This window comes from Streptomyces sp. BYX5S (genome assembly GCF_054724165.1).
The window spans coordinates 4,942,833-4,961,729 of the sequence record NZ_CM138829.1 but is presented as its reverse complement, the minus strand read 5'-3'; the positions used below and the strand labels follow the sequence as shown (position 1 = coordinate 4,961,729).

Below are 18,897 nucleotides of genomic sequence, written 5' to 3'. Positions count from 1 at the left end.
ATGGCCGACCACGACGTCGTCGTCATCGGCGCCGGATTCGCCGGGCTCTACCAGCTTCACCGGCTGCGCGCCCTCGGCCTCGACACCCTCGTCGTCGAGGCCGGCGCGGACGTCGGCGGCACCTGGTACTGGAACCGCTACCCCGGCGCCCGCTGCGACATCGAGTCCGTCGAGTACTCCTACTCCTTCGACGCCGACCTGGAACAGGAGTGGGACTGGAGCGAGCGCTACGCCGCCCAGCCCGAGATCCTCGCCTACGTACGCCACGTGGCCGAACGCTTCGACCTGCGCAAGGACATCGTCTTCAACACCCGCGTCGAGGCACTGACCTGGGACGAACCGGAGCGCCGCTGGACGGTGACGGCCTCCGACGGCCGCGCCCGCACCGCCCGGTACGTGATCGCCGCCACCGGCTGCCTGTCCATACCGTCCCGGCCGGAGTTCGAGGGCCTCGCCGACTTCGCGGGGGAGGTGCTGTGGACCTCCGGCTGGCCCCACGAGGGCGCCGACCTGACCGGCAAACGGGTGGCCGTCATCGGCACCGGATCCTCAGGGCTCCAGACGATCACCGCCCTCGCCCCGTCCGTGGGCTCACTCACCGTCTTCCAGCGCACCCCGTCCTACGCGGTACCGGCGCACAACGGCCCCAACGCCGCCCGCCTCGCCGAGGCGCGCTCGCGCTACCCCGAACGGCGGGAGGTCTCCCGCGCCTCCTCGAAGGGCTTCGACTGCGACGAGGACGCCCAGGTGCTCCTCGTCGAGACCGAAGAGGCCGAGATCGTACGGGAGTTGGACCACCGTTGGGACACCGGCGGCCTCTGCTTCGGCAGCGGCTTCAGCGACCTGCTCAAGGACGCCGAGGCCAACGAGGCCGTCGCCGAGTACGTCCGCGCCCGGATCCGCGAGAAGGTCAAGAACCCCGAAACCGCCGAGCGGCTCACCCCGCGCACGTACCCGATCGCCAGCAAGCGGATGTGCGTCGACACCGGCTACTACGAGGTGTTCAACCAGGACAACGTCACCCTCGTCGACCTCACCGAGCAGCCCATCGCCCGGATGACCGAACGCGGCATCCTCACCCGCGACGGCACCGCGTACGACGTCGACGCCATCGTCATGGCCACCGGCTTCGACGCCATGACCGGCGCCCTCGACGCCATCGACGTCCGCGGCACCGACGGCCTCGCGCTGCGCGCCACATGGGCCCACGGACCGCGCACCTACCTCGGCCTCATGACGGCCGGATTCCCCAACCTGTTCATGGTGACCGGACCCCAGAGCCCCTCGGTCCTGTCCAACATGATGACCTCGATCGAGCACCACGTGGACTGGATCACCCGGGCCCTCGCCCACCTGCGCGAGCGCGGCCTGGACCGCATCGAGCCCGACCCCGACGCCGAGGAGAACTGGGTCAACACCACCAACGACCTCGCCGACCTCACCCTGATGCCGCAGGCCGCCTCCTGGTACATGGGCGCCAACATCCCAGGAAAACAGAGGGTGTTCATGCCCTTCATCGGCGGCGTCGGCCTCTACCGCGACCTCACCAACGGGATCGCGGTGAGCCACTACCACGGCTTCGAGCTGAGCTGACCCGGCCCCGGGGCGCGGGGCCGGGCTCAGGACCGCGTGGCCGTCCCGCACGTGTCGTCGTCGGCGCCGCGCATCCGGTCGTCCATCGTGGCGCTGCGGTCGTACGGGTCCACCGCCGGTCCCTCACCGCTGTCACGGTCGTCGGCGAAGGACGGGGTGAGGTAGCCGGTGTACGTCTCGCAGCCGGCGTTCGTGGTGCTCACCCGGTTCGAGACGACCGCGAAGGTGTCCGGCTCGGTGATCACCTTCGACGGGTCGGCCCAGTTCATCACCACCTCGCGGCGCACGATGACACGCGTGACCTCGTCGCCGCCGTCCGCGCGCGTCACGGGGTACACGTACGTGACATCGGTGGTGACCTTCACCGCGCCCTTCTCGCCCTCGCGGAACGTGATGCGGCCACGGGTCTTCACCACGTCCCCGACCAGCTTCACCCGGTCCGTGTCGAAGCGGCTGAACAGCACGAGCGGGTCGTACTTCTCGCTCGGCTCGCTCAGTGAGGTGTTCAGGAACGTGCGCTCGCCCGGCTGGTGCGGGTTGATCAGCGCGATGGCCTCGGTGGGCCGCTCGCCGCGCAGCACCCCGCGGTCCAGACTGGACGCCACGAGAAAGTCCCGGGAACGCTCCAGAGTCCGCGCGACCTGCGCCTCGGTCATCCAGCCCGTGGCACGCGCCACGGGCAGCCCGATCCCGGCGGCGCCGTCCGCCCAACGTGCGGCGGGCGAGCCCCGGAACGGCTCGTCCAGCGTGGGCCGCGCGGCCGCCTCGCTCGCCGGCGGAGCCGTCGGGCGGGCGGTCTCGACGGCGACCGGGGCCCCGTCGTCGGAACCGCCGCCGAACAGGTCCGTCACCCGCCCGGGAGCGAGCGCCACGACGAGCAGGGCCAGCGCCGTGAGCAGGCCCACCGCGTACCAGCCCCGGCGCCCACGCGGACGGGCCGGCTCGTACGTGCGCCAGCCCTGCGGCCCCGCCGACTCCTCCTGGAGGCGGCGCGTCACCATCCGGGCGCGCGCCGACGGCTCCTTCGGCGCGTCCCGGGCGCCGTCCTCGGACTCCCGGAGGAAGCGCTCCCACTCCTCGTCCGACAGCGACGAACCGCCCTGATCCCCACCCGATCTCACCGGTGATTTCCCCTTGTTCCGCTGGCTTTCCTATGGTTGCGACGGCGGCGCGCCCCTCCCCAGGGCCGCCCGTCGCCGAGGGGATGGTCGCACACCCACCAGTTCCCGGGAGCGCTCTCGGGCGGCGGGCCCGCCCGATATCCTGGACGTTCCACACGTCGTCGACCCGGCTGAGCAGCAGTCGAGGAGCGCCCGCCTTGCCCGAACCGACCACGGGGCCCCGCCCCACGCTGGAAGCCGTCGCCGCCAGAGCCGGTGTCTCCCGCGCCACGGTCTCCCGGGTGGTGAACGGGGGAGCGGGCGTGCGTACCGCGCTGGTCGACAAGGTGCGCGAGGCGGTCGACGAACTCGGCTACGTGCCCAACCACGCGGCGCGCACCCTGGTCACCCGGCGCAACGGCGCGGTCGGGGTGGTCATCGCGGAGCCCGAGTTCCGGATCTTCTCCGACCCGTTCTTCGAGAGGCAACTGCGCGGAATCAGCCGCGAGTTGACCGCGCGCGACACCCAGCTCGTGCTGCTGTGGGCCGAGGGGCCGGGGGAGTACGACCGGATCGCGAGCTATCTCAGTGGCGGCCACGTCGACGGCGCGCTCGCCTTCTCGCTGCACAACGACGACGAGCTGCCCGCCCTGATCGCGCGCGCCCGGATCCCGACCGTGTTCGGCGGCCGGCCCGCCGCGCCCCAGGAACTGACCGTGCCCTACGTCGACTGCGACAACCGCGGCGGCGCCCGCGAGGCCGTGCGCCATCTCGTCTCGCTGGGCCGCCGCCACATCGGGCACATCGCGGGCCCGCGGGACCTGATGGCCGCGCTCGACCGCGTCGACGGCTACCGCGACGTCCTGCTCGACGCCGACCCGGCGCTGATGTGCCAGGGCGACTTCACGGAGGAGAGCGGCGCCCGCGCGATGGCCGAACTCCTGGACCGCAGGCCGGAGGTGGACGCCGTCTTCGCCGCCAACGACCTGATGGCGGCGGGCGCGCTGCGGACCCTGCGGGAGCGCGGCGCGCGGGTGCCGGAGGACGTGGCCGTGGTCGGCTTCGACGACGTCGCCTCGGTGGCCGTGGCGACCCAGCCGGCGCTGACCACCGTGCACCAGGACATCGAGGGCATGGGCCGGCTCATGGTGCGGCTGTTGATGCGGCTGCTCGACGACGCCGACGGCGAGGGCGGTTCGGCGCTCGCGTCGGTGGTCACCCCGACGTCGCTGGTGCGGCGGGCCTCGGCCTGACCGCCGGTCCGCGGTCCTGTCGCTGCCCGCCGCACTTGCTTCCTCCCGTCCGGGGAGGGCTCAGCTGTACGGGATGACCAGCACGGACGTGTCCGTCCCCGTCCGGAGCTTCGACGTCCCGTTGCCGATGGCGCTCCACACCTCCAGCCGTACGGTGCCGCCCGTCATCTTCCCGAGGCTGCCCGTGGCCGACTTCAGGCCGCGCGACTGGGCGTACTCCTCCCACCCGGCCACCGGGTCGGTCGCGAAGTACTGGTAGGTCTCGACGCGGTCGAAGCTGCCGTCGCCGGTGAGGTCGTAGCTGACCCTGGCCTGCTGGCCGAGGCCGACCGTGGTGCCCGCGTCCACCGGGAGGCGGAACGCCGTCGACTTCCCGGAGTCGTAGGTGCCGCTGACGCCGCGCGCCTCGTAGACGAGCGGCTGGTACGGGCTGCCGTCGTGGTTGGCGCCGCCCGCCGAGGCGATCGTGTCGCTGCCCGCGGCCCCGTCGGTCGCCGTGGTCAGGGTGCCGCCGGAGCGCAGCCGGAAGGTGTTCCCGGACGGCGGATCCGGGTCCGTGCCGCCGCCGCTCCCGCTGCCCGTGGCCGTCGAACGGGCGGGCACGGACAGGGTCTTGCCGTCGGAGAACGTCACGGTGCGCGCGGACGAGCCGTAGTTGTGCGCGGCGTAGGTCCGGGCCGTGCCCTTGGTGAAGACGGCGGACGTGGGGATGTCGCCGGTGACGCTCGCGTCCGGGGCGCCGAGGGCGTCGAGCGTGCCGATCCAGTGGTACGTGTGCGCCTTGGACTCACCGGCTTCCGGCGTGTACGAGGCGTTGCCCGCGTCCCACTTGGACTTGGCGAGGTCCGGGTCGGCGAACGACTGGAACTCCCACAGGATGTCCCGCCACTCCTGGGCCGGACCGCCGTTCTCGCGCTCCATCTCGGCGAGGTTGCGCCGGATCGCTGCCTTCTCGCCGCCCAGGTGCAGCGAACCGCCGGTCACGGGAAGGACGTTGATGCCGTGGATCTCCTCCGGGTTGGCGGTCCACCATGTGGAGTAGGCGGCGCCGCTGCCCCAGACCATCCCGGCCGTGTCGTGCCCGAACGACGAGGGGAAGACCTGCTCGTCGGCGTCGAACCAGTACTGGGCGATCGACTCCGACTCCGTGGTCAGCAGGTAAGTGCCGAGGTCCCGCAGGGAGTTGTCCCCGGTGGCCGAGCCCCACAGCACGAGCGCCGCGCTGAGGTTGGTGGACTCCGACGACGACTCCTGGTTGTTGCCCGCGGCGAACCCCTGGTGTCCGGAGGCCCAGCTGTGCCCGGCGTAGATGTCGAAGCCGCGCAGGAACGGGAAGGCGCTGTCGGTGCGGCTCGGGTTGGCGGTGTCGCGCACCAGGGTCTTGATCATGCCGCCCCAGGCGGAGTCCGCCGCCCAGGCCTGGTCGTACTGGGCGACGATGGCGGCGGCGTAGACGTAGTAGCCGTAGTGGAAGTGATGGTCGTTCAGCTCGGTGTCGCTGCCGTAGGAGGCGGGATACCCGATGAGCGTCTTCCAGGCGGTGTCGTACGAGAACTCGCTCGCGCCGCCGGCGGTCAGCCACTCCTGGAGGCGCCCCTTGAGCAGCGCCACCAGCTTGTCGCGGATTGCGCCCTCGCCGATCTGGTCGGCCAGCGGCACCAGTTGGGCGAGCTTGCCGAGCGCCTTGCCGGTCCAGTACGTGTCCGTGGCGCCCGAGAACGGATCGGAGGCGTTCGCGACCTCGTTCAGGTGCGTCCGCAGCCGCGCGGTGTCCACGCCGGAGGACTTCGGCAGCCCGGGGAGGACCGCGGAGGCCTTCTGCGAGGTGCTGAAGGAGGCCGCCTCGCGGACCTTCATGGTGCCGCGCGGCGAGACGTACGTGTACGAGGTCAGCGGGTCGCTCGTGTGCAGCCACTGGTGGCGGTAGAGCGCCTGGAGCGTGCCGCGCTCGGTGCCCTCCTTGGCCTCGGTGCTGAGCGTGTACGTGGCGCGCACGGTGCCGCCGCTGTAGCTCCAGTTCGTCGTGGAGCCGGTGACGAAGCTGTACGCGTACTTCCGGTACGTGGCGAGGGCGTCGGTGGAGGGGAGCACGGCGAGCGAGAAGTAGTCCTTGCTCCCGAGGCCCGCCGTGATCATGGAGCCGGAGACGTTCCAGTCACTGCCGCTGGGCGCGAACAGTGCGTAGTGGTGCCCGGAGACCGTGATGCCGAGGACGTTGCCCTGGTCGGAGAAGACGCTCGGAGCGGCCGCCGTGCTGATCCGGGCGTCGCCGCCGGATCCCTTGGCGTACACGAACGGCATGCCGTGGCCGATCGTCGTGCGCAGCGTGCGGGTGCCGTCGGACCAGTACGGCGTGACCGTCCAGTCGGACCAGGCGTCGGCCTTGGTGTCGGGCGAGTTGAGGCCGCTGAGGCCGAGGGTGAGGTCGCGCTTGTGGGCGTACTCGTACTGGCGGCCCTCGCCGACGATCGCGGGGGAGGTGGGGTAGCCGACCTCCAGCCCCCCGGAGACGGCCTGGTAGGTGAGCGGGTGGCCGTACATCGGGGTCGAGTAGGGGTTGTCGCCGTAGCGCTGGTAGGCGAGCGAGGACCACCAGTCGTTGGTGGGCACCGGCTTGTCCTTGGCGGCGGCGGTGACCTTGGGGGTGACCGCCGTGCCCGTGTTGGTGGTGGGGCCGGACGTTCCGGCGGGCCGGGTGTCGGAGTAACTCCCGGCGCCCACGGGGACGGTGGCGGCGGCGGCCGGGGAGGCGGCGGGGACGATTCCTGCGGCGGCGAGGGCGGCCGCTAAGAGCAGCGCGGCGGCCGGTCGTCTTCGTCGGGGGGATGGCATGAACGGCACCTCGTGTCTTCATGGCGGGCACGGCGGGTGGGGCGGCTCCAGCTCTGCTTGAGAGCGCTCTCAAGTGGCCGGAACGTATGACCGTCCGAAGCCGGGTGTCAAGAGAACGGGCACAGATGCGTATGGCGACGCGGCCCGCCCGCTCAGCCGAGCGTGACCCTCACCTGCACTGGCAGATGGTCACTGGGGAACTGACCGTTCTTCTCGTACGTGTTGATGGCGGCGGAGTGCACGGTGACGCCCGGCGTGGCGAGGATCCAGTCGATGCGCTCGCCGTCCGGGACGAGGGGGCGGTAGCCGTGGAACGTGGCGTACGCCTTGCCGCGTTCTGCCGCCGCGTCCCAGGTGTCCTTCAGGCCCGTGGCGAGGAGCTGGTCGTAGACGGGATTGCCGTGCGCCGGCACGTTGAAGTCGCCGGTCATCAGCAGCGGCAGGGCCGGGTCCAGGGCCGCGACACGGGAGGCGATCAGCTCCGCAGACTTCACCCGGGACACCTGTACCTGGTGGTCGAAGTGGGTGTTGAGGACGTAGAACTCCCGTTCCTTGTCGGCGAGATCGGCGAACCGGACCCATGTGGCCATCCGGATCACCGAGTTGCCCCACGTCTTCGAACCGATCAGCTCCGGGGTGTCGGAGAGCCAGAAGTGGTCGTACTCGACGGGACGCAGGCGCCGCGTGTCGTAGAAGACGGCGGCGAACTCGTCCCGGCTGCCGCCCGCTCTGCCCGTGCCGATCCACGCGTAGTGCTCGCCCAAGTCGGCGTGGATGTCCTGGAGTTGGTGGTACAGACCCTCCTGTGTGCCGATGACGTGCGGTCGCTCGGCGCGCAGCAGCGCGCGCATCACGGGGCGGCGGTCGGCCCAGGAGTTGGGCGACGTGCCGGACGCGTAGCGGAGGTTGAACGACATGACGTGCAGCCGTCCGTCGCGCCGGGCCGTGGCGGGCGCGGCCGCGGTGGTCGTCACGGCCGCGGCGGCGGGCAGCGCCGCGGCCACGGCGAGCGCGGCACGCAGACCGTGGCGGCGGGTGAGGCGGGGGTGCTCGGTCATGGGTCCTCCCGGTGAGGTGGGGCGGGCAGGGCTTCACGGTGCCGGATCCGGGTGAGGCCGGGGTGAACATCCGGCGGCGGAAACGGTTCGTCGTGGCGCGCGGTTCCTCAGGGACACGAAAGGTCCCGCCGATCGTCGCACGGCGGCGCCGGATGTCCACCCGGAGCTCCACCCGCGGGTCCAGGTGCTCCGGTCGTTTCTTCAGCAGTCTTGGGGCATGACAACGACCGAGTGGATCACCGACATCGCCCTCCTCCTCGTCGTCTTCCGGCAGCTGCGGGAAGGCCGGCTGGACGTGCGGACCTTCGTCATCCCGCTGGGGATCGTGGCCTTCGTGGCCCACCAGTACCTCGACTCCGTCCCGACCGGCGGCAACGACCTGGTGCTGATCGGCACCCTGGTCGCCGTCGGCGCCGCCCTCGGCGTCGCGGGCGGCCTCTACACGCGGATCCGGGTCTCGGGGGAGCACCTGCTGATCAAGGCCGGCGCCGTGTCCGCGGCGCTGTGGGTGGTCGGCATGGGCGCCCGTATGGGGTTCCAGCTGTGGACCGAGCACGGTGGCGGCGACGACGTCGCCCGCTTCAGCCTCGCCCACCACATCACCAGCGACCAGGCGTGGGTCGCCGCGTTCGTCCTCATGGCGCTCACCGAGGTCGTCACGCGGCTGGCCACCATCCACCTCCGTGGCCGTGCGGTGGACCGTGAGCGCCGGACGGCCGGGCGGGACGCCGTCCTGAGCGCGGGCCGCGGCGCCTGATGGCGGGCCCGGCCGTGGGTTATCGTCGCGCGGTGCCAGTAGCCGAGAGCCGCCCGGACCCCGAGCCCGGCCCCGTGTCCAGCCCGCACTCCGGTGGGCGCCTCGCGGTCCCGCGCAGGGACCCCCGGCTGCACGGGGCCGTCACGCTGGTCGTCATCGCCTCCGGCTTCGCGACGGTCCGGCCGCTGGGACTCACCGGCCGCGGGCTCGCCGTCGCCGCCCTGCTCGTGCTGTGCTCGGTGGCACTGCTGGCCCGCCACCTGCCCGAGGACCGGTTCTCCCCGCGCCCCGTCTACGTCGCACTGGCCCTGGGGATCGTCGCGTCGGCCGCGCTGATCGGCGTCAGCCGCACCGGCTCCAGCTATCTGTTCGCGTACTTCCTCGTCGGCCACATCGGCTACCGCTTCCCACCCAGGTGGTCGCTCCCACTGGCCGCCATGAGCGGTCTGCTGTGCGGGGCGGTGCTGTACTTCCGGGTCGGCCCGGGACACGAGCTGCTGCCCTGGGGCCTCGGACTCACCACCGGCCTGCCCGTCGTCGCGGGCATGCTCAGCCGCAGCAAGCAGCGGGCCCTGGACGCGGTGATCGAGGCGGCCGAGTCGGCAGAACGGGCGGCGCGCGCCGAGGCCCAGGCCGCCGTGCTGACCGAGCGCGGCCGGATCGCCCGCGACGTGCACGACGTGCTGGCCCACTCGCTGGCCGGGATCAACATGCAGCTGGAGCTCGCCGACGCGCTGCTGGACACCGGCGACCTCGACCGGGTCCGGGAGGCCAACCACAAGGCGCACAGCCTGGTGAAGGAGAGCCTCACGCAGGCCCAGTGGACCGTGCACGCGCTGCGCGAGGACGCGCTGCCGCTGGTCGAGAGCCTGACCGCGATGCTGGAGTCCTCCGGTCACCGCGACGCGCTCACGGTCACCGGCACGGTCCGAACGCCCTCGGCGCGCGGCACGCAGAACCTGCTGCGGATCGCGCAGGAGGCCCTCACCAACGCGGGCCGGCACGCGCCCGGCGCGGCGGTCGCGGTGACACTCGCGTTCGCCGGGGCGACGACGACGCTGACGGTCCGCAACGGACCCGCCACCCGTAAGGTGACCGCGGGGCACGGCAGCGGGATGGGGCTGATCGGCATGCGCGAGCGGGTCGCCCTCCTCGGCGGCACCCTCACGGCGGGCCCGGTCCCCGAAGGCCCGGACGCGGGCGGCTGGCAGGTGCGGGCCGTGATGCCCGACGAGTGAGCGGGGCGATGACGACGACGAGTGGACGGGCCGAGGACGAGTGAGCGGGCACATGATGAGTGAACAGGCCGATCAGCAGCGCCGGTTGACCGTGGTCGTCGCCGACGACCAGGCCGCGGTGCGCGAGCCCCTCGCGGCGGTGCTCGCCCTGTCCGAGGACATCGACGTGACCGCGGCCGCCGCCAACGGCACGGAGGTGCTGACCGCCGTGGCGGCCGGACCGGTCGACGTCGTCCTGATGGACCTGCGGATGCCGGAGATGGACGGCATCGAGGCGACCCGCCGACTCACCGAGGACCACCCCGGCGTGGCGGTGGTCGTGCTGACCACCTTCGCCGACGACGAGTCCATCCTCGCCGCGCTGAGCGCCGGAGCCCGCGGCTACCTCACCAAGAACGCCGGCCGCCAGGACATCCTGCGGGCGATCCGCGCCGCCGCCGCGGGCCAGTCCGTCCTCGACCGCGAGGTCCAGGACCGGCTGCTGGCCACGGTCCGCACCACCGCACCGGCCGCCGCGTCCCCGCAGCCGCTGCCCGAGGACCTCACGCCGCGCGAGCGCGAAGTACTCGCCCTCATCGGCCAGGGGCTGCCGAACCGCGCCATCGCCGAGAAGCTCTTCATCAGCGAGGCCACGGTCAAGACGCACATCAACAACCTCTTCGCCAAGGCCGGCCTCCGCGACCGCGCCGACGCCGTCCGCCGCGCCATCGCCGCGGGCCTGGCCTGAGCCACCGCGGACCGTTCCGGGGGCGAGGCTAGACTCGGCCGCATGTCCGCGGCCCTCTTCACCATCACCGCCGGGTTCCGGATCCCCCGCGTCCCCACCGAGTGGGCGCCGCACTCGCACCCCTTCCACGAACTCGTCTGGGTGCGCGGCGGAACACTGACCTCCCGCGTCGACGACCGTGTTTTCACCGTGTCCGAGGGGCACGGCCTGTGGATGCCTGCCGGAGTCGCCCACGGGGGCCGGTCGACGGCGGGCGCGCGCTTCCACGACGCCTTCTTCGCCCCCGACCGCACGCCGCCCGCCTTCGCGTTCGCGGAACCGAAGGCGATCACGATGACCCCGCTGCTCGAAGCCCTGCTGAGCCATCTGTCCCGCCCCGACCTCGACGAGGCGGCCCGGACCCGCGCGGAGGCGGTCGTGTTCGACGTGATCGAGCCCTCCGAGCGGCAGTTCACCCTCCAGCTGCCCAACGACCCCCGCATCGACCCGATCGCCGAGGCCCTGCTCGACGACCCCGGTGACCCCCGCTCGCTGGAGGAGTGGGCGGCGCGGCTCGGCATCAGCGACCGCACGGTCACCCGCGCGTTCCGGCAGGCCACCGGGCTCTCCTTCGTCCAGTGGCGGCAACTGCTGCGCGTGCACCGGGCGCTGACGCTGCTGTCCGAGGGCTTCGACGTGATGACGGTCTCCGAGACGCTCGGCTACGCGCGGCCCAGCTCCTTCATCGCCACGTTCCGGCGGGTCATGAGGACGACACCCGGCGCGTTCCTCACCGCTGCGGACGACGTACCGGGCGATGTCCCGAATCCCGTATCGGGTGTCCGGAACGCGTGATTGTCGACACGGCGAGCGGAATATAACCTGCTCGGAGTTAGGTAACCCTTAGTTGTTGCTCGACGTGTACGGCGCTGCCCGTACGCGGGTGAGTTCGCGGCCCGGCCCGTACCGGCCGGACGGAGGGTGCCGCGCCCCCTCGCCCCTCCGACCCACCGGGACCCATCGATGTTCACGCGCCCCCACCGGCCCACCGGGCGTTCGGTCGCCGACACCCCCGCCGCACCGGCGGGCGCCCTCAACGGGCAGGACCTGGTGCTGCGGTACGACGGCACCCCGGTCGTCCACGGCGTGTCGATCGACCTGGCGCCCGGCCGGGCCACCGCGCTGGTCGGACCCAACGGCAGCGGCAAGTCCACGCTGCTGCGGGCCCTGTCCCGGCTGCACCGGGTGGACGGCGGCCGGGTGACGCTCGGCGGCCCCGAGGACGGGGACGGCAGGGACGCGGCGCTGCTCAGTGCCCGTCAGTTCGCCCGTGAGGTCACCCTGTTCTCCCAGTCGCGGCCCGCGCCCCAAGGACTCACCGTCACGGAGGTCGTCGCCTTCGGCCGCCACCCCTACCGCCGCGGCTTCGCGGGACCGACCGCCGAGGACCGGGCCGCCGTCGACCACGCCATGGGCGTCACCGGCGTACGCGACATGGCGGGTCGACCGGTCGGGGAACTCTCCGGCGGCGAGATGCAGCGCGTCTGGCTCGCGGCCTGCCTGGCCCAGGACACCGGCGTCGTCCTGCTCGACGAACCCACCAACCACCTCGACCTGCGCTACCAGTTCGAGACGCTCGACCTGGTGCGCGACCTCGTCGAGGAGCACGGCATCGCGGTCGGGATCGTGCTCCACGACCTCGACCAGGCCTCCCGGATCGCCGACACGCTCGTCCTCATGCACCGCGGCCGGGTGCACGCCGCCGGAACACCCGCCGACGTCCTCACCGCGCACAACATCGGCACCGTCTACGACATCCGCGTCGAGGTCACCCAGGACCCCCGCTCGGGACGGCTGCGGATCGACCCCGTCGGCCGCCACACCGCCTGACACGGCCCCTCCTCCTTCCCTCCCGCGCGCCGCGCACCCACGGCAAGGCAGCGCGAACACACCCAAGTCCTCGCGAACACGTCCCACGCGTCGCGAACACACCTCCAGAAAGAGGCCCTTCATGAACCGTGCCCGTCGCCTGGCGGCGTCAGCCTCCACCGGGCTCGTCCTCCTCGCCGCAACGGCCTGCGGCACGACCGACGTCGACAAGGCCGAGGCCAAGAGCGGCGCCAGCGCCTCGCCCGCGTCGAAGGACTGCGCCTCGGACACCACGGCCACCTCGACGAAGCCGGTCTCCTTCAAGGACGGCGTCGGCCGCACCGTGAAGCTCGACAAGCCCGCCGAGCGGATCGCCGTCCTGGAGTGGCAGCAGGTCGAGGACGCGCTCACCCTGTGCGTCACCCCCACCGCCGTGTCCGACGCCAAGGGGTACAGCACCTGGGTCAGCGCCGAGAAGCTGCCCAAGGGCGTGACCGACATCGGCACCCGCGAGGAGCCCGACCTCGACACCCTCTACGCGGCCAAGCCCGACCTCGTCGTGGTCGAGGCGTTCGACGCCGACGACGAGACCGTCAAGAAGCTGGAGAAGCGCGACGTCCCCGTGCTGGTCACGAAGGGGGCCGACCCCAAGGACCCGATCGGCAACATGCGCGACGTGTTCAGCATGATCGGCAAGGCCACCGGCCGCACCGAGCGCGCCGAGCAGGTGCTCAAGGAGTTCGACGACCACCTCGCGACGGCGAAGAAGAAGGTCGCCGACGCCGACCTGCCGACGAAGGACTTCCTGTTCTTCGACGGCTGGCTCCAGGGCGGCAACCTCACCGTCCGCCCGTACAGCGACGGCGCCCTGTTCACCGAGATAGGCAAGGAACTCGGCATGAACCCGGCGTGGACCGACGCCGTCAACAAGGACCACGGCGACGGCGGCGTCGACCCGTCGTACGGACTCGCGCAGACCGACGTCGAGGGACTCACGGCGGTCGGCGACGCCAACCTCTTCTACGCCAACGACGAGGGCGCCGGCGGCTACGTCGCGGCGCTGAAGAAGAACCCGATCTGGAAGACCATCCCCGCCGTGAAGGAAGGCCGCGCGCACTCCTTCCCGGCGCGTGTCTGGGGCGCCGGCGGCCCGCGCTCCTGCGCGCAGGCGATCGACGCGTACGTCGACGTCCTCGACAAGAAGTGAGTGCGGCGCCGGACATGAGCACCACGCACGAGGCGAAGGCGCCGCCCGCGCCGTCGTCCGGAGGGCAGCCGCTGCCGCGCGTCCAGCGCGGCGGCGGCCCCACCGGGGCGGCCGTGCTCGCCGGGCTCCTCGCCCTGACCGCCGTGGTGGGCCTGTGGCACCTGACGCAGGGCACGTCGGGCGTCGGCGTCGGCGACCTGGTGCGCTACCTCGCGGGCGACCGCGCGCGCACCGGTGGCGGCGCGGCGCCGGTCGGCGAGATCTTCACCGGCTCCCGCCTGCCCCGGCTCCTCGCGGGCGTCGCGGTCGGCTTCGCCCTCGGCGCGGCCGGAGCGCTCCTCCAGTCCGTCACGCGCAACGCCCTCGCCTCGCCCGACACCCTCGCGGTCACCGCCGGGGCCTACTTCACCCTCACCCTCGTCGCGGCGTTCGGGCTCACCGTGCCGCTGTGGGCGTCCGGCGTCGTCGCCTTCGCGGGCGGCCTGAGCGCGGCGGCGCTCGTCCTGCTGCTCGCCGGGCGGGCCGCGGGCACCTCCGGCACCCGGCTCATCCTCGCTGGATCGGCGACGGCGATGGCCCTGGACGCGGCGACCGGCGGCCTGCTCATCCTGTTCAACCAGAACACCACCGGCCTCTTCGCCTGGGGCAGCGGATCACTGGCGCAACTGAACATCGACGCCTCGGTCCGCGCCTGGCCCCTCGTGGTCGTCGTGCTGGGCGTCGCGCTCGCCCTGTCCCGGCGGCTCGACGTGATGAACCTCGGCGACGACACCGCGGCCACCCTCGGCGTCCCGATCCGCGGCACCCGCGTGACCGCCGTGCTGTGCGCGGTACTGCTGACCAGCACGGCGGTGACGCTGGCGGGCCCGATCGGCTTCGTCGGCCTCGGCGCGCCCGTGCTGGTCCGCCTGATCGCCGGGCGGGTCGGGGCGCTGCGCCGCCACCTGTACGCGGTGCCGGCCGCCGGACTGCTCGGCGCGCTGCTCATCCTGCTCGCGGACGCCGTCCTGCGCGCCGTGCAGGGCGCCGACGGGGCCGCCGCCATCCCGACCGGTGTGCCGACCGCGCTGCTCGGCGCCGTCGTGATCGTCGCCCTCGCGCTGCGCCTGCGGGACACCGGCCACGCCCCGCGACCGCCGCACGCGCGGATCGCCGCGCGCTCGCGCCGCGCGTTCCTCCTCGTCGTGCTCGGCGCGGTGGCGCTCCTCGCCGTGGCCGCCTGCGTGGCGGTGCTCGCGGGCAGTCTGTGGCTGCGTACGGGAGACATCGTGCTCTGGGCCCAGGGGGTGGCGCCGGATCTGATCGGGCAGGCGCTCGACGACCGGGTCCCGCGCGTGACCGCGGCCGTGCTCGCGGGGGCGGCGCTCGGGCTGGCCGGATGCGTCGTGCAGGGCGCGGTGCGCAACCCGCTGGCGGAGCCCGGCGTGCTGGGCATCACGGCGGGCGCCGGGCTCGGCGCGGCGAGCGTCGTCACGTCGGGGCTGCCGGGCGGACGGCCGGTCCTCATCGCGGTGGCGGTCGCGGCGGGACTCGCCACGTTCGCGGTGGTCGCGCTGCTGTCCTGGCGCGGCGGGTTCCTGCCGGACCGGTTCGTCCTGATCGGCATCGGCTGCGGGTACGGGCTGAGCGCCGTCACCACGTTCCTGCTCCTGCGGGCCGACCCGTACAACACGCCCCGCATCTTCACCTGGCTCTCCGGCACGACCTACGGCCGGACGTTCTCGGACGTCGTCCCGGTCGCCGTGGCCCTGGCGTGCGCGCTTCCCGTGCTGCTCGCGATGCGTGAGCGGCTCGACCTGCTCGCCGTCGACGAGGACACGCCGCGTGTCGTCGGCGTCCGGGTCGAACGCACCCGGCTGACCGCGCTGGCGATCGCCGCGGTCCTCGCCGCGCTCAGCGTGATCGCTGTCGGCGTCGTCGGCTTCGTGGGGCTCGTCGCCCCGCATCTCGCCCGGTCCCTGGTGGGCGCCCGGCACGGCCGCTCGATCCCGGTGGCGATGCTGCTCGGCGCCGTGCTGGTCTGCGTGGCCGACGCCCTCGGCCGGACGCTCGTCGCACCCGCCCAGATGCCGGCCGGCCTCATGATCGCGCTGGTCGGCGCGCCGTACTTCGTCTGGGTGCTCCGGCAGTCCCGCGCATGACGCCGGCCACCGACCCCCGCCCCGCCCACCCCACCTCCCAGGAAACGCCCGTGCAGAACACCACCGTCGTCACCCCGTTCGACCCCGCCACGACAGAGGAACTGTCGCGTCGGCTCGGCGGCCACCCGGTGCCGGAGCGCTGGCGCACGGTGGACCGCGCCGCGTACGGCCCGCAGCTCGTGGCGCTCGCGGGCGCCGACGACGGAGCGCGGTGGCGCGGCGCGGCGCTGGTGTCGGCGCGCCCGGACACCGCCTATCTGAAGATCGTGGACGCCCTCGGCGACGTACCGGCCGTCGTCGCGGCGGTCGTCGCCCACGCGCGCGAGCAAGGGCTCGCGCAGGTCAAGTGGGAAGGCTGGACGGCGAGTTCCGGCGACGCGGCGGCGGCCGGCTTCACCGCGCTGCGCCCACCGCTCACGCCGCCCGAGGACGGGGCGGGTCCCGCCGCGGGCTATGTGCGCTGGCTGCACGACGACGAGGTCACGGAACCCCCGTACTACGGCCAGAGCACCCACTTCACGTGCGGCGCCGTCACCGCGCTGCTCGCCCGCGCGCACGCCGGGGCGCTGCCGCCGGAGGCGGTCGACCGCGAGGCGGAGCTGACGCTGTGGCGCGACGCGACCAACTTCATGGCGTGCGAACCCGTCGGCCTCGGCGTCGCCGTCCACCGCGCCTGGCCCGCCGCGTCCGTCACGATCCACCTCGACGCGGACGGCCCCGTCCTCCTGGACCACCTCCAGGAGAACGGCGAACGGGAATGGCGCGCCCTGCTCCAGCACACCTCACGCACACAGGCCGCGCGGCTCGGCGTCCCGGTCGACGCGGACCACCTCCCGCTCCCCGCGATCCGGGCCGCCCTGGACCGCCGCGACCACGTCCTGCTCCTGCTCTCCCTCGCCGCGATGCAGGGCTTCGACGTGCCCCACTGGGTCCTCTGCCACGGCACCGTGCCCGGCGCGGTGGTGATCGAGGACCCGTGGTCCAGCACGGCCACGGGGGACACCTGGGTCGACGCCCACCTCCTGCCCGTCCCCGACCACGCGCTCGACACGATGGCGACCGTCTCGACGGAGGGCTTCCGCGGCGCGGTGACCATCGGGGGAGGCGCGGATCACAGCGGCGTACGGGAGTAGCTGGTAAGCACGGGGCATGGAAGAGCTCGTGCGACTCGGTGAGGTCGAACGTGCCGCCTGCGGCGAGGGGTTGGCGCGCTGGGCGGCCCAGGGACGGGACGGTGACCGGCTGGGTCCTGGCGTACGGGCCTGGTGCCACGGCACGGCGCTCGTGGTGGCGAGCCCGAACGCGCGGCAGAACCGGCTCGCGGTGGCGGGCGACGCCGCCGACTGCGCGGCGCTGGTGCCGCGGGCACTGGCGGAGGTCGGCCCGTCCTATCGGCTCCTCGGCACGGCCGAGTTGATCGACGAGCTGGTACGGCGGCTGCCCGGCCTGACGGCGCTGCACCGGTTCTTCTGGATGGAGACGACGTCCCCGTCCGGCGCCGATGCCGAGGGCGTGCGGTGGTTGGACGCCCGTGAGGAGAAGGAGGCGGCCTCGCTCTTCGACCGCTTCTTTCCCGACTCCTACGCCCAGCCGGGACAGCAGGGCGTGCGCCGCTGGGCCGGGATCCTCGGCACGGCGGACGGCGAGGCACACGAACCGCTCGCCGTCGCGGCGGACGCGTGGTCCGCGACCGGGTGCGGGTTCATGGGCGGCGTCCTCACGCACCCCGCCGCCCGTGGGCGCGGTCTCGCGCGGGCGGTGAGTGGATTCGTGGTCGACGCCCTCGTCCACGAGCACGGCCGCGCCGCACTCATGGTGATGACGGGTAACACTCCGGCCATCACCACGTACGAACGCCTGGGCATGACCAAGCAGTTGTACGGAGCGGCCCAGCGCGCTGCTGAGTGACCGCGCGCGCCGGTCAGGACCCCGCAGTGGGCCAGTCCAGGAGGCGGGCGCCGATGACCGCGGTCTGGAGGGTGTAGCGGTGGACGGGGTCGGCGGGGTCGGTGCCCGTGAGGTGGTGGATGCGGGCGAGGCGGTAGGTGAACGCCCGGGGGCTCAGGGACAGCCGGCGGGCCGCCTCGGCGGACACGCAGCCGGAGTCGAAGTAGGCGGTGAGGGTGTCGATCAGGGGCTGCGCGCCGCCGCGCGCCTGTCGCAGCGGGCCGAGGGTGTGGTGCACCAGGTCGGTCATGGCCTGCCGGTCCCGGGTGAGGACCGGGTAGACGAGGAGGTCGGCGGAGCGCAGCACGGGCGCGTCGAGGCCCAGACGGGCCGCCAGTTCGAGGGCGCCGAGGGCCTCCTCGTAGGACTGGACGACGCCGCCGGGGCCCGACTGCGAGCGGCCGATGGCCACCTGACCGCCGCCGGTGGCCGCGTAGGCCTGCTTGGCGAAGTGCGCGAGGACCTCGTCCTGGTCGCCCGGCGCGATGCACACCAGACGGCGGTCCTTCGTGGTCACCAGGATGTTCCGGTTGCCGAAGCGCGCGATCACGGCCCGCTCGACCTCACGGGAGACGGAGTCCCCCTCGTCGTACGCGCTGAAGCCGCGGGCCACCGCGACCGCGTGCTCGGAGGACAGGCGCAGGCCGAACCGCTCGGCGCGCTCGCCGAGTTCGCCCATGTCGCTGCGGCCGTACAGCAGGTCGTCGATGAACTCCCGCCGCGCCGCCTCTTCCTGACGCATCGTCTGGCGCTGCGCGTGCTCGTACCCTTCGGCGAACGCGTCGACGGCCTGCGCGGTCGCCGCGAGCACGGCATCCACCGTGAGCCGGGCGCCGAGCCGCTCGGTGCGGGTGTGCGCGAGGTGGGCGGCGACCAGCGCGCGCAGCCCGAGACCGGCGTCCGCAGCGCGTTCCCCCAGCGCGCGTCGCGCGTCGAGCTCGTCCCGGTTCAGCCGGCGTCCGGTGGCCGCGGCGTCCGCCACCGTCCGCACGTACCCGTCCAGGTACTCCTCGGGGACGTCCTCTCGCGACGCCATGCCCACCCCCACCGCCGTGTCGTGTTCTCGCCTTCTTATCTTCTCGTCGCATTTTTAGCGGATGCGACAAAGGGGTGTGTCAGGGGGGTGCTTGGTTGCCTGGTCAAGCAGGCATTAAAAACGCGTAAAGATTGCCGGAACCCGGCAGTTACATCCGATG

15 protein-coding genes are annotated in these 18,897 nt (G+C 72.9%); 11 read left to right on the top strand and 4 right to left on the bottom strand.

Annotated features, from left to right (window positions below; genetic code table 11):
* The gene (locus ACYBSK_RS22630; RefSeq protein ID WP_460243092.1) at positions 1–1,593 is read left to right on the top strand and encodes a flavin-containing monooxygenase; all 1,593 of its coding nucleotides are present in this window, start codon (positions 1–3) and stop codon (positions 1,591–1,593) included.
* 26 nt (positions 1,594–1,619) lie between these two features.
* On the opposite strand, the gene ACYBSK_RS22625 is transcribed toward ACYBSK_RS22630, so the two are convergent.
* Positions 1,620–2,714, bottom strand: coding sequence for a hypothetical protein (locus ACYBSK_RS22625; RefSeq protein WP_460243091.1), 1,095 nt, complete (start codon positions 2,712–2,714; stop codon positions 1,620–1,622).
* Positions 2,715–2,911: 197 nt separating this feature from the next.
* Between ACYBSK_RS22625 and ACYBSK_RS22620 the strand changes: the two genes are divergently transcribed.
* A complete protein-coding gene (locus tag ACYBSK_RS22620) occupies positions 2,912–3,946 on the top strand; it encodes a LacI family DNA-binding transcriptional regulator (RefSeq protein ID WP_460243090.1) in 1,035 nt (344 codons plus the stop codon).
* A gap of 60 nt (positions 3,947–4,006) precedes the next feature.
* On the opposite strand, the gene ACYBSK_RS22615 is transcribed toward ACYBSK_RS22620, so the two are convergent.
* Positions 4,007–6,778: a glycosyl hydrolase gene (locus ACYBSK_RS22615; protein ID WP_460243089.1), complete on the bottom strand. Its 2,772-nt coding sequence runs from the start codon at positions 6,776–6,778 to the stop codon at positions 4,007–4,009.
* Positions 6,779–6,930: 152 nt separating this feature from the next.
* Positions 6,931–7,836: an endonuclease/exonuclease/phosphatase family protein gene (locus ACYBSK_RS22610; protein ID WP_460243088.1), complete on the bottom strand. Its 906-nt coding sequence runs from the start codon at positions 7,834–7,836 to the stop codon at positions 6,931–6,933.
* A gap of 217 nt (positions 7,837–8,053) precedes the next feature.
* On the opposite strand from ACYBSK_RS22610, the gene ACYBSK_RS22605 reads away from it, so the two are divergent.
* From ACYBSK_RS22605 to ACYBSK_RS22565, 9 genes are all read left to right on the top strand, one after another.
* Positions 8,054–8,593: a hypothetical protein gene (locus tag ACYBSK_RS22605; RefSeq protein ID WP_460243087.1), complete on the top strand. Its 540-nt coding sequence runs from the start codon at positions 8,054–8,056 to the stop codon at positions 8,591–8,593.
* A gap of 14 nt (positions 8,594–8,607) precedes the next feature.
* Positions 8,608–9,831, top strand: coding sequence for a sensor histidine kinase (locus ACYBSK_RS22600; protein ID WP_460243086.1), 1,224 nt, complete (start codon positions 8,608–8,610; stop codon positions 9,829–9,831).
* Between the two features lie 55 nt (positions 9,832–9,886).
* Positions 9,887–10,558 (top strand): response regulator transcription factor, encoded by a 672-nt coding sequence (locus ACYBSK_RS22595; RefSeq protein ID WP_460247076.1) that lies wholly within the window; start codon positions 9,887–9,889, stop codon positions 10,556–10,558.
* 42 nt (positions 10,559–10,600) lie between these two features.
* Positions 10,601–11,392 (top strand): helix-turn-helix domain-containing protein, encoded by a 792-nt coding sequence (locus ACYBSK_RS22590; RefSeq protein ID WP_460243085.1) that lies wholly within the window; start codon positions 10,601–10,603, stop codon positions 11,390–11,392.
* A 168-nt stretch (positions 11,393–11,560) separates the two neighbouring features.
* Entirely contained in the window at positions 11,561–12,427 is an 867-nt protein-coding gene (locus tag ACYBSK_RS22585; protein WP_460243084.1) for an ABC transporter ATP-binding protein, read from the top strand.
* Between the two features lie 121 nt (positions 12,428–12,548).
* A complete protein-coding gene (locus ACYBSK_RS22580; RefSeq protein ID WP_457479031.1) occupies positions 12,549–13,613 on the top strand; it encodes an iron-siderophore ABC transporter substrate-binding protein in 1,065 nt (354 codons plus the stop codon).
* A gap of 14 nt (positions 13,614–13,627) precedes the next feature.
* On the top strand, positions 13,628–15,754 hold the full coding sequence (locus tag ACYBSK_RS22575) for an iron ABC transporter permease (RefSeq protein WP_457479030.1): 2,127 nt from the start codon (positions 13,628–13,630) through the stop codon (positions 15,752–15,754).
* On the top strand, positions 15,751–16,887 hold the full coding sequence (locus ACYBSK_RS22570; RefSeq protein ID WP_460243083.1) for a peptidase C39 family protein: 1,137 nt from the start codon (positions 15,751–15,753) through the stop codon (positions 16,885–16,887). The genes ACYBSK_RS22575 and ACYBSK_RS22570 overlap by 4 nt, the downstream gene beginning before the upstream one ends.
* A 16-nt stretch (positions 16,888–16,903) precedes the next feature.
* Positions 16,904–17,662, top strand: a complete 759-nt coding sequence (locus tag ACYBSK_RS22565; protein WP_460243082.1) for a GNAT family N-acetyltransferase — start codon at positions 16,904–16,906, stop codon at positions 17,660–17,662.
* Between the two features lie 13 nt (positions 17,663–17,675).
* Here the strand turns inward: ACYBSK_RS22565 and ACYBSK_RS22560 are convergent, their stop codons facing one another.
* Positions 17,676–18,737: a PucR family transcriptional regulator gene (locus ACYBSK_RS22560; RefSeq protein ID WP_457479027.1), complete on the bottom strand. Its 1,062-nt coding sequence runs from the start codon at positions 18,735–18,737 to the stop codon at positions 17,676–17,678.
* Positions 18,738–18,897 lie beyond the last annotated feature (160 nt).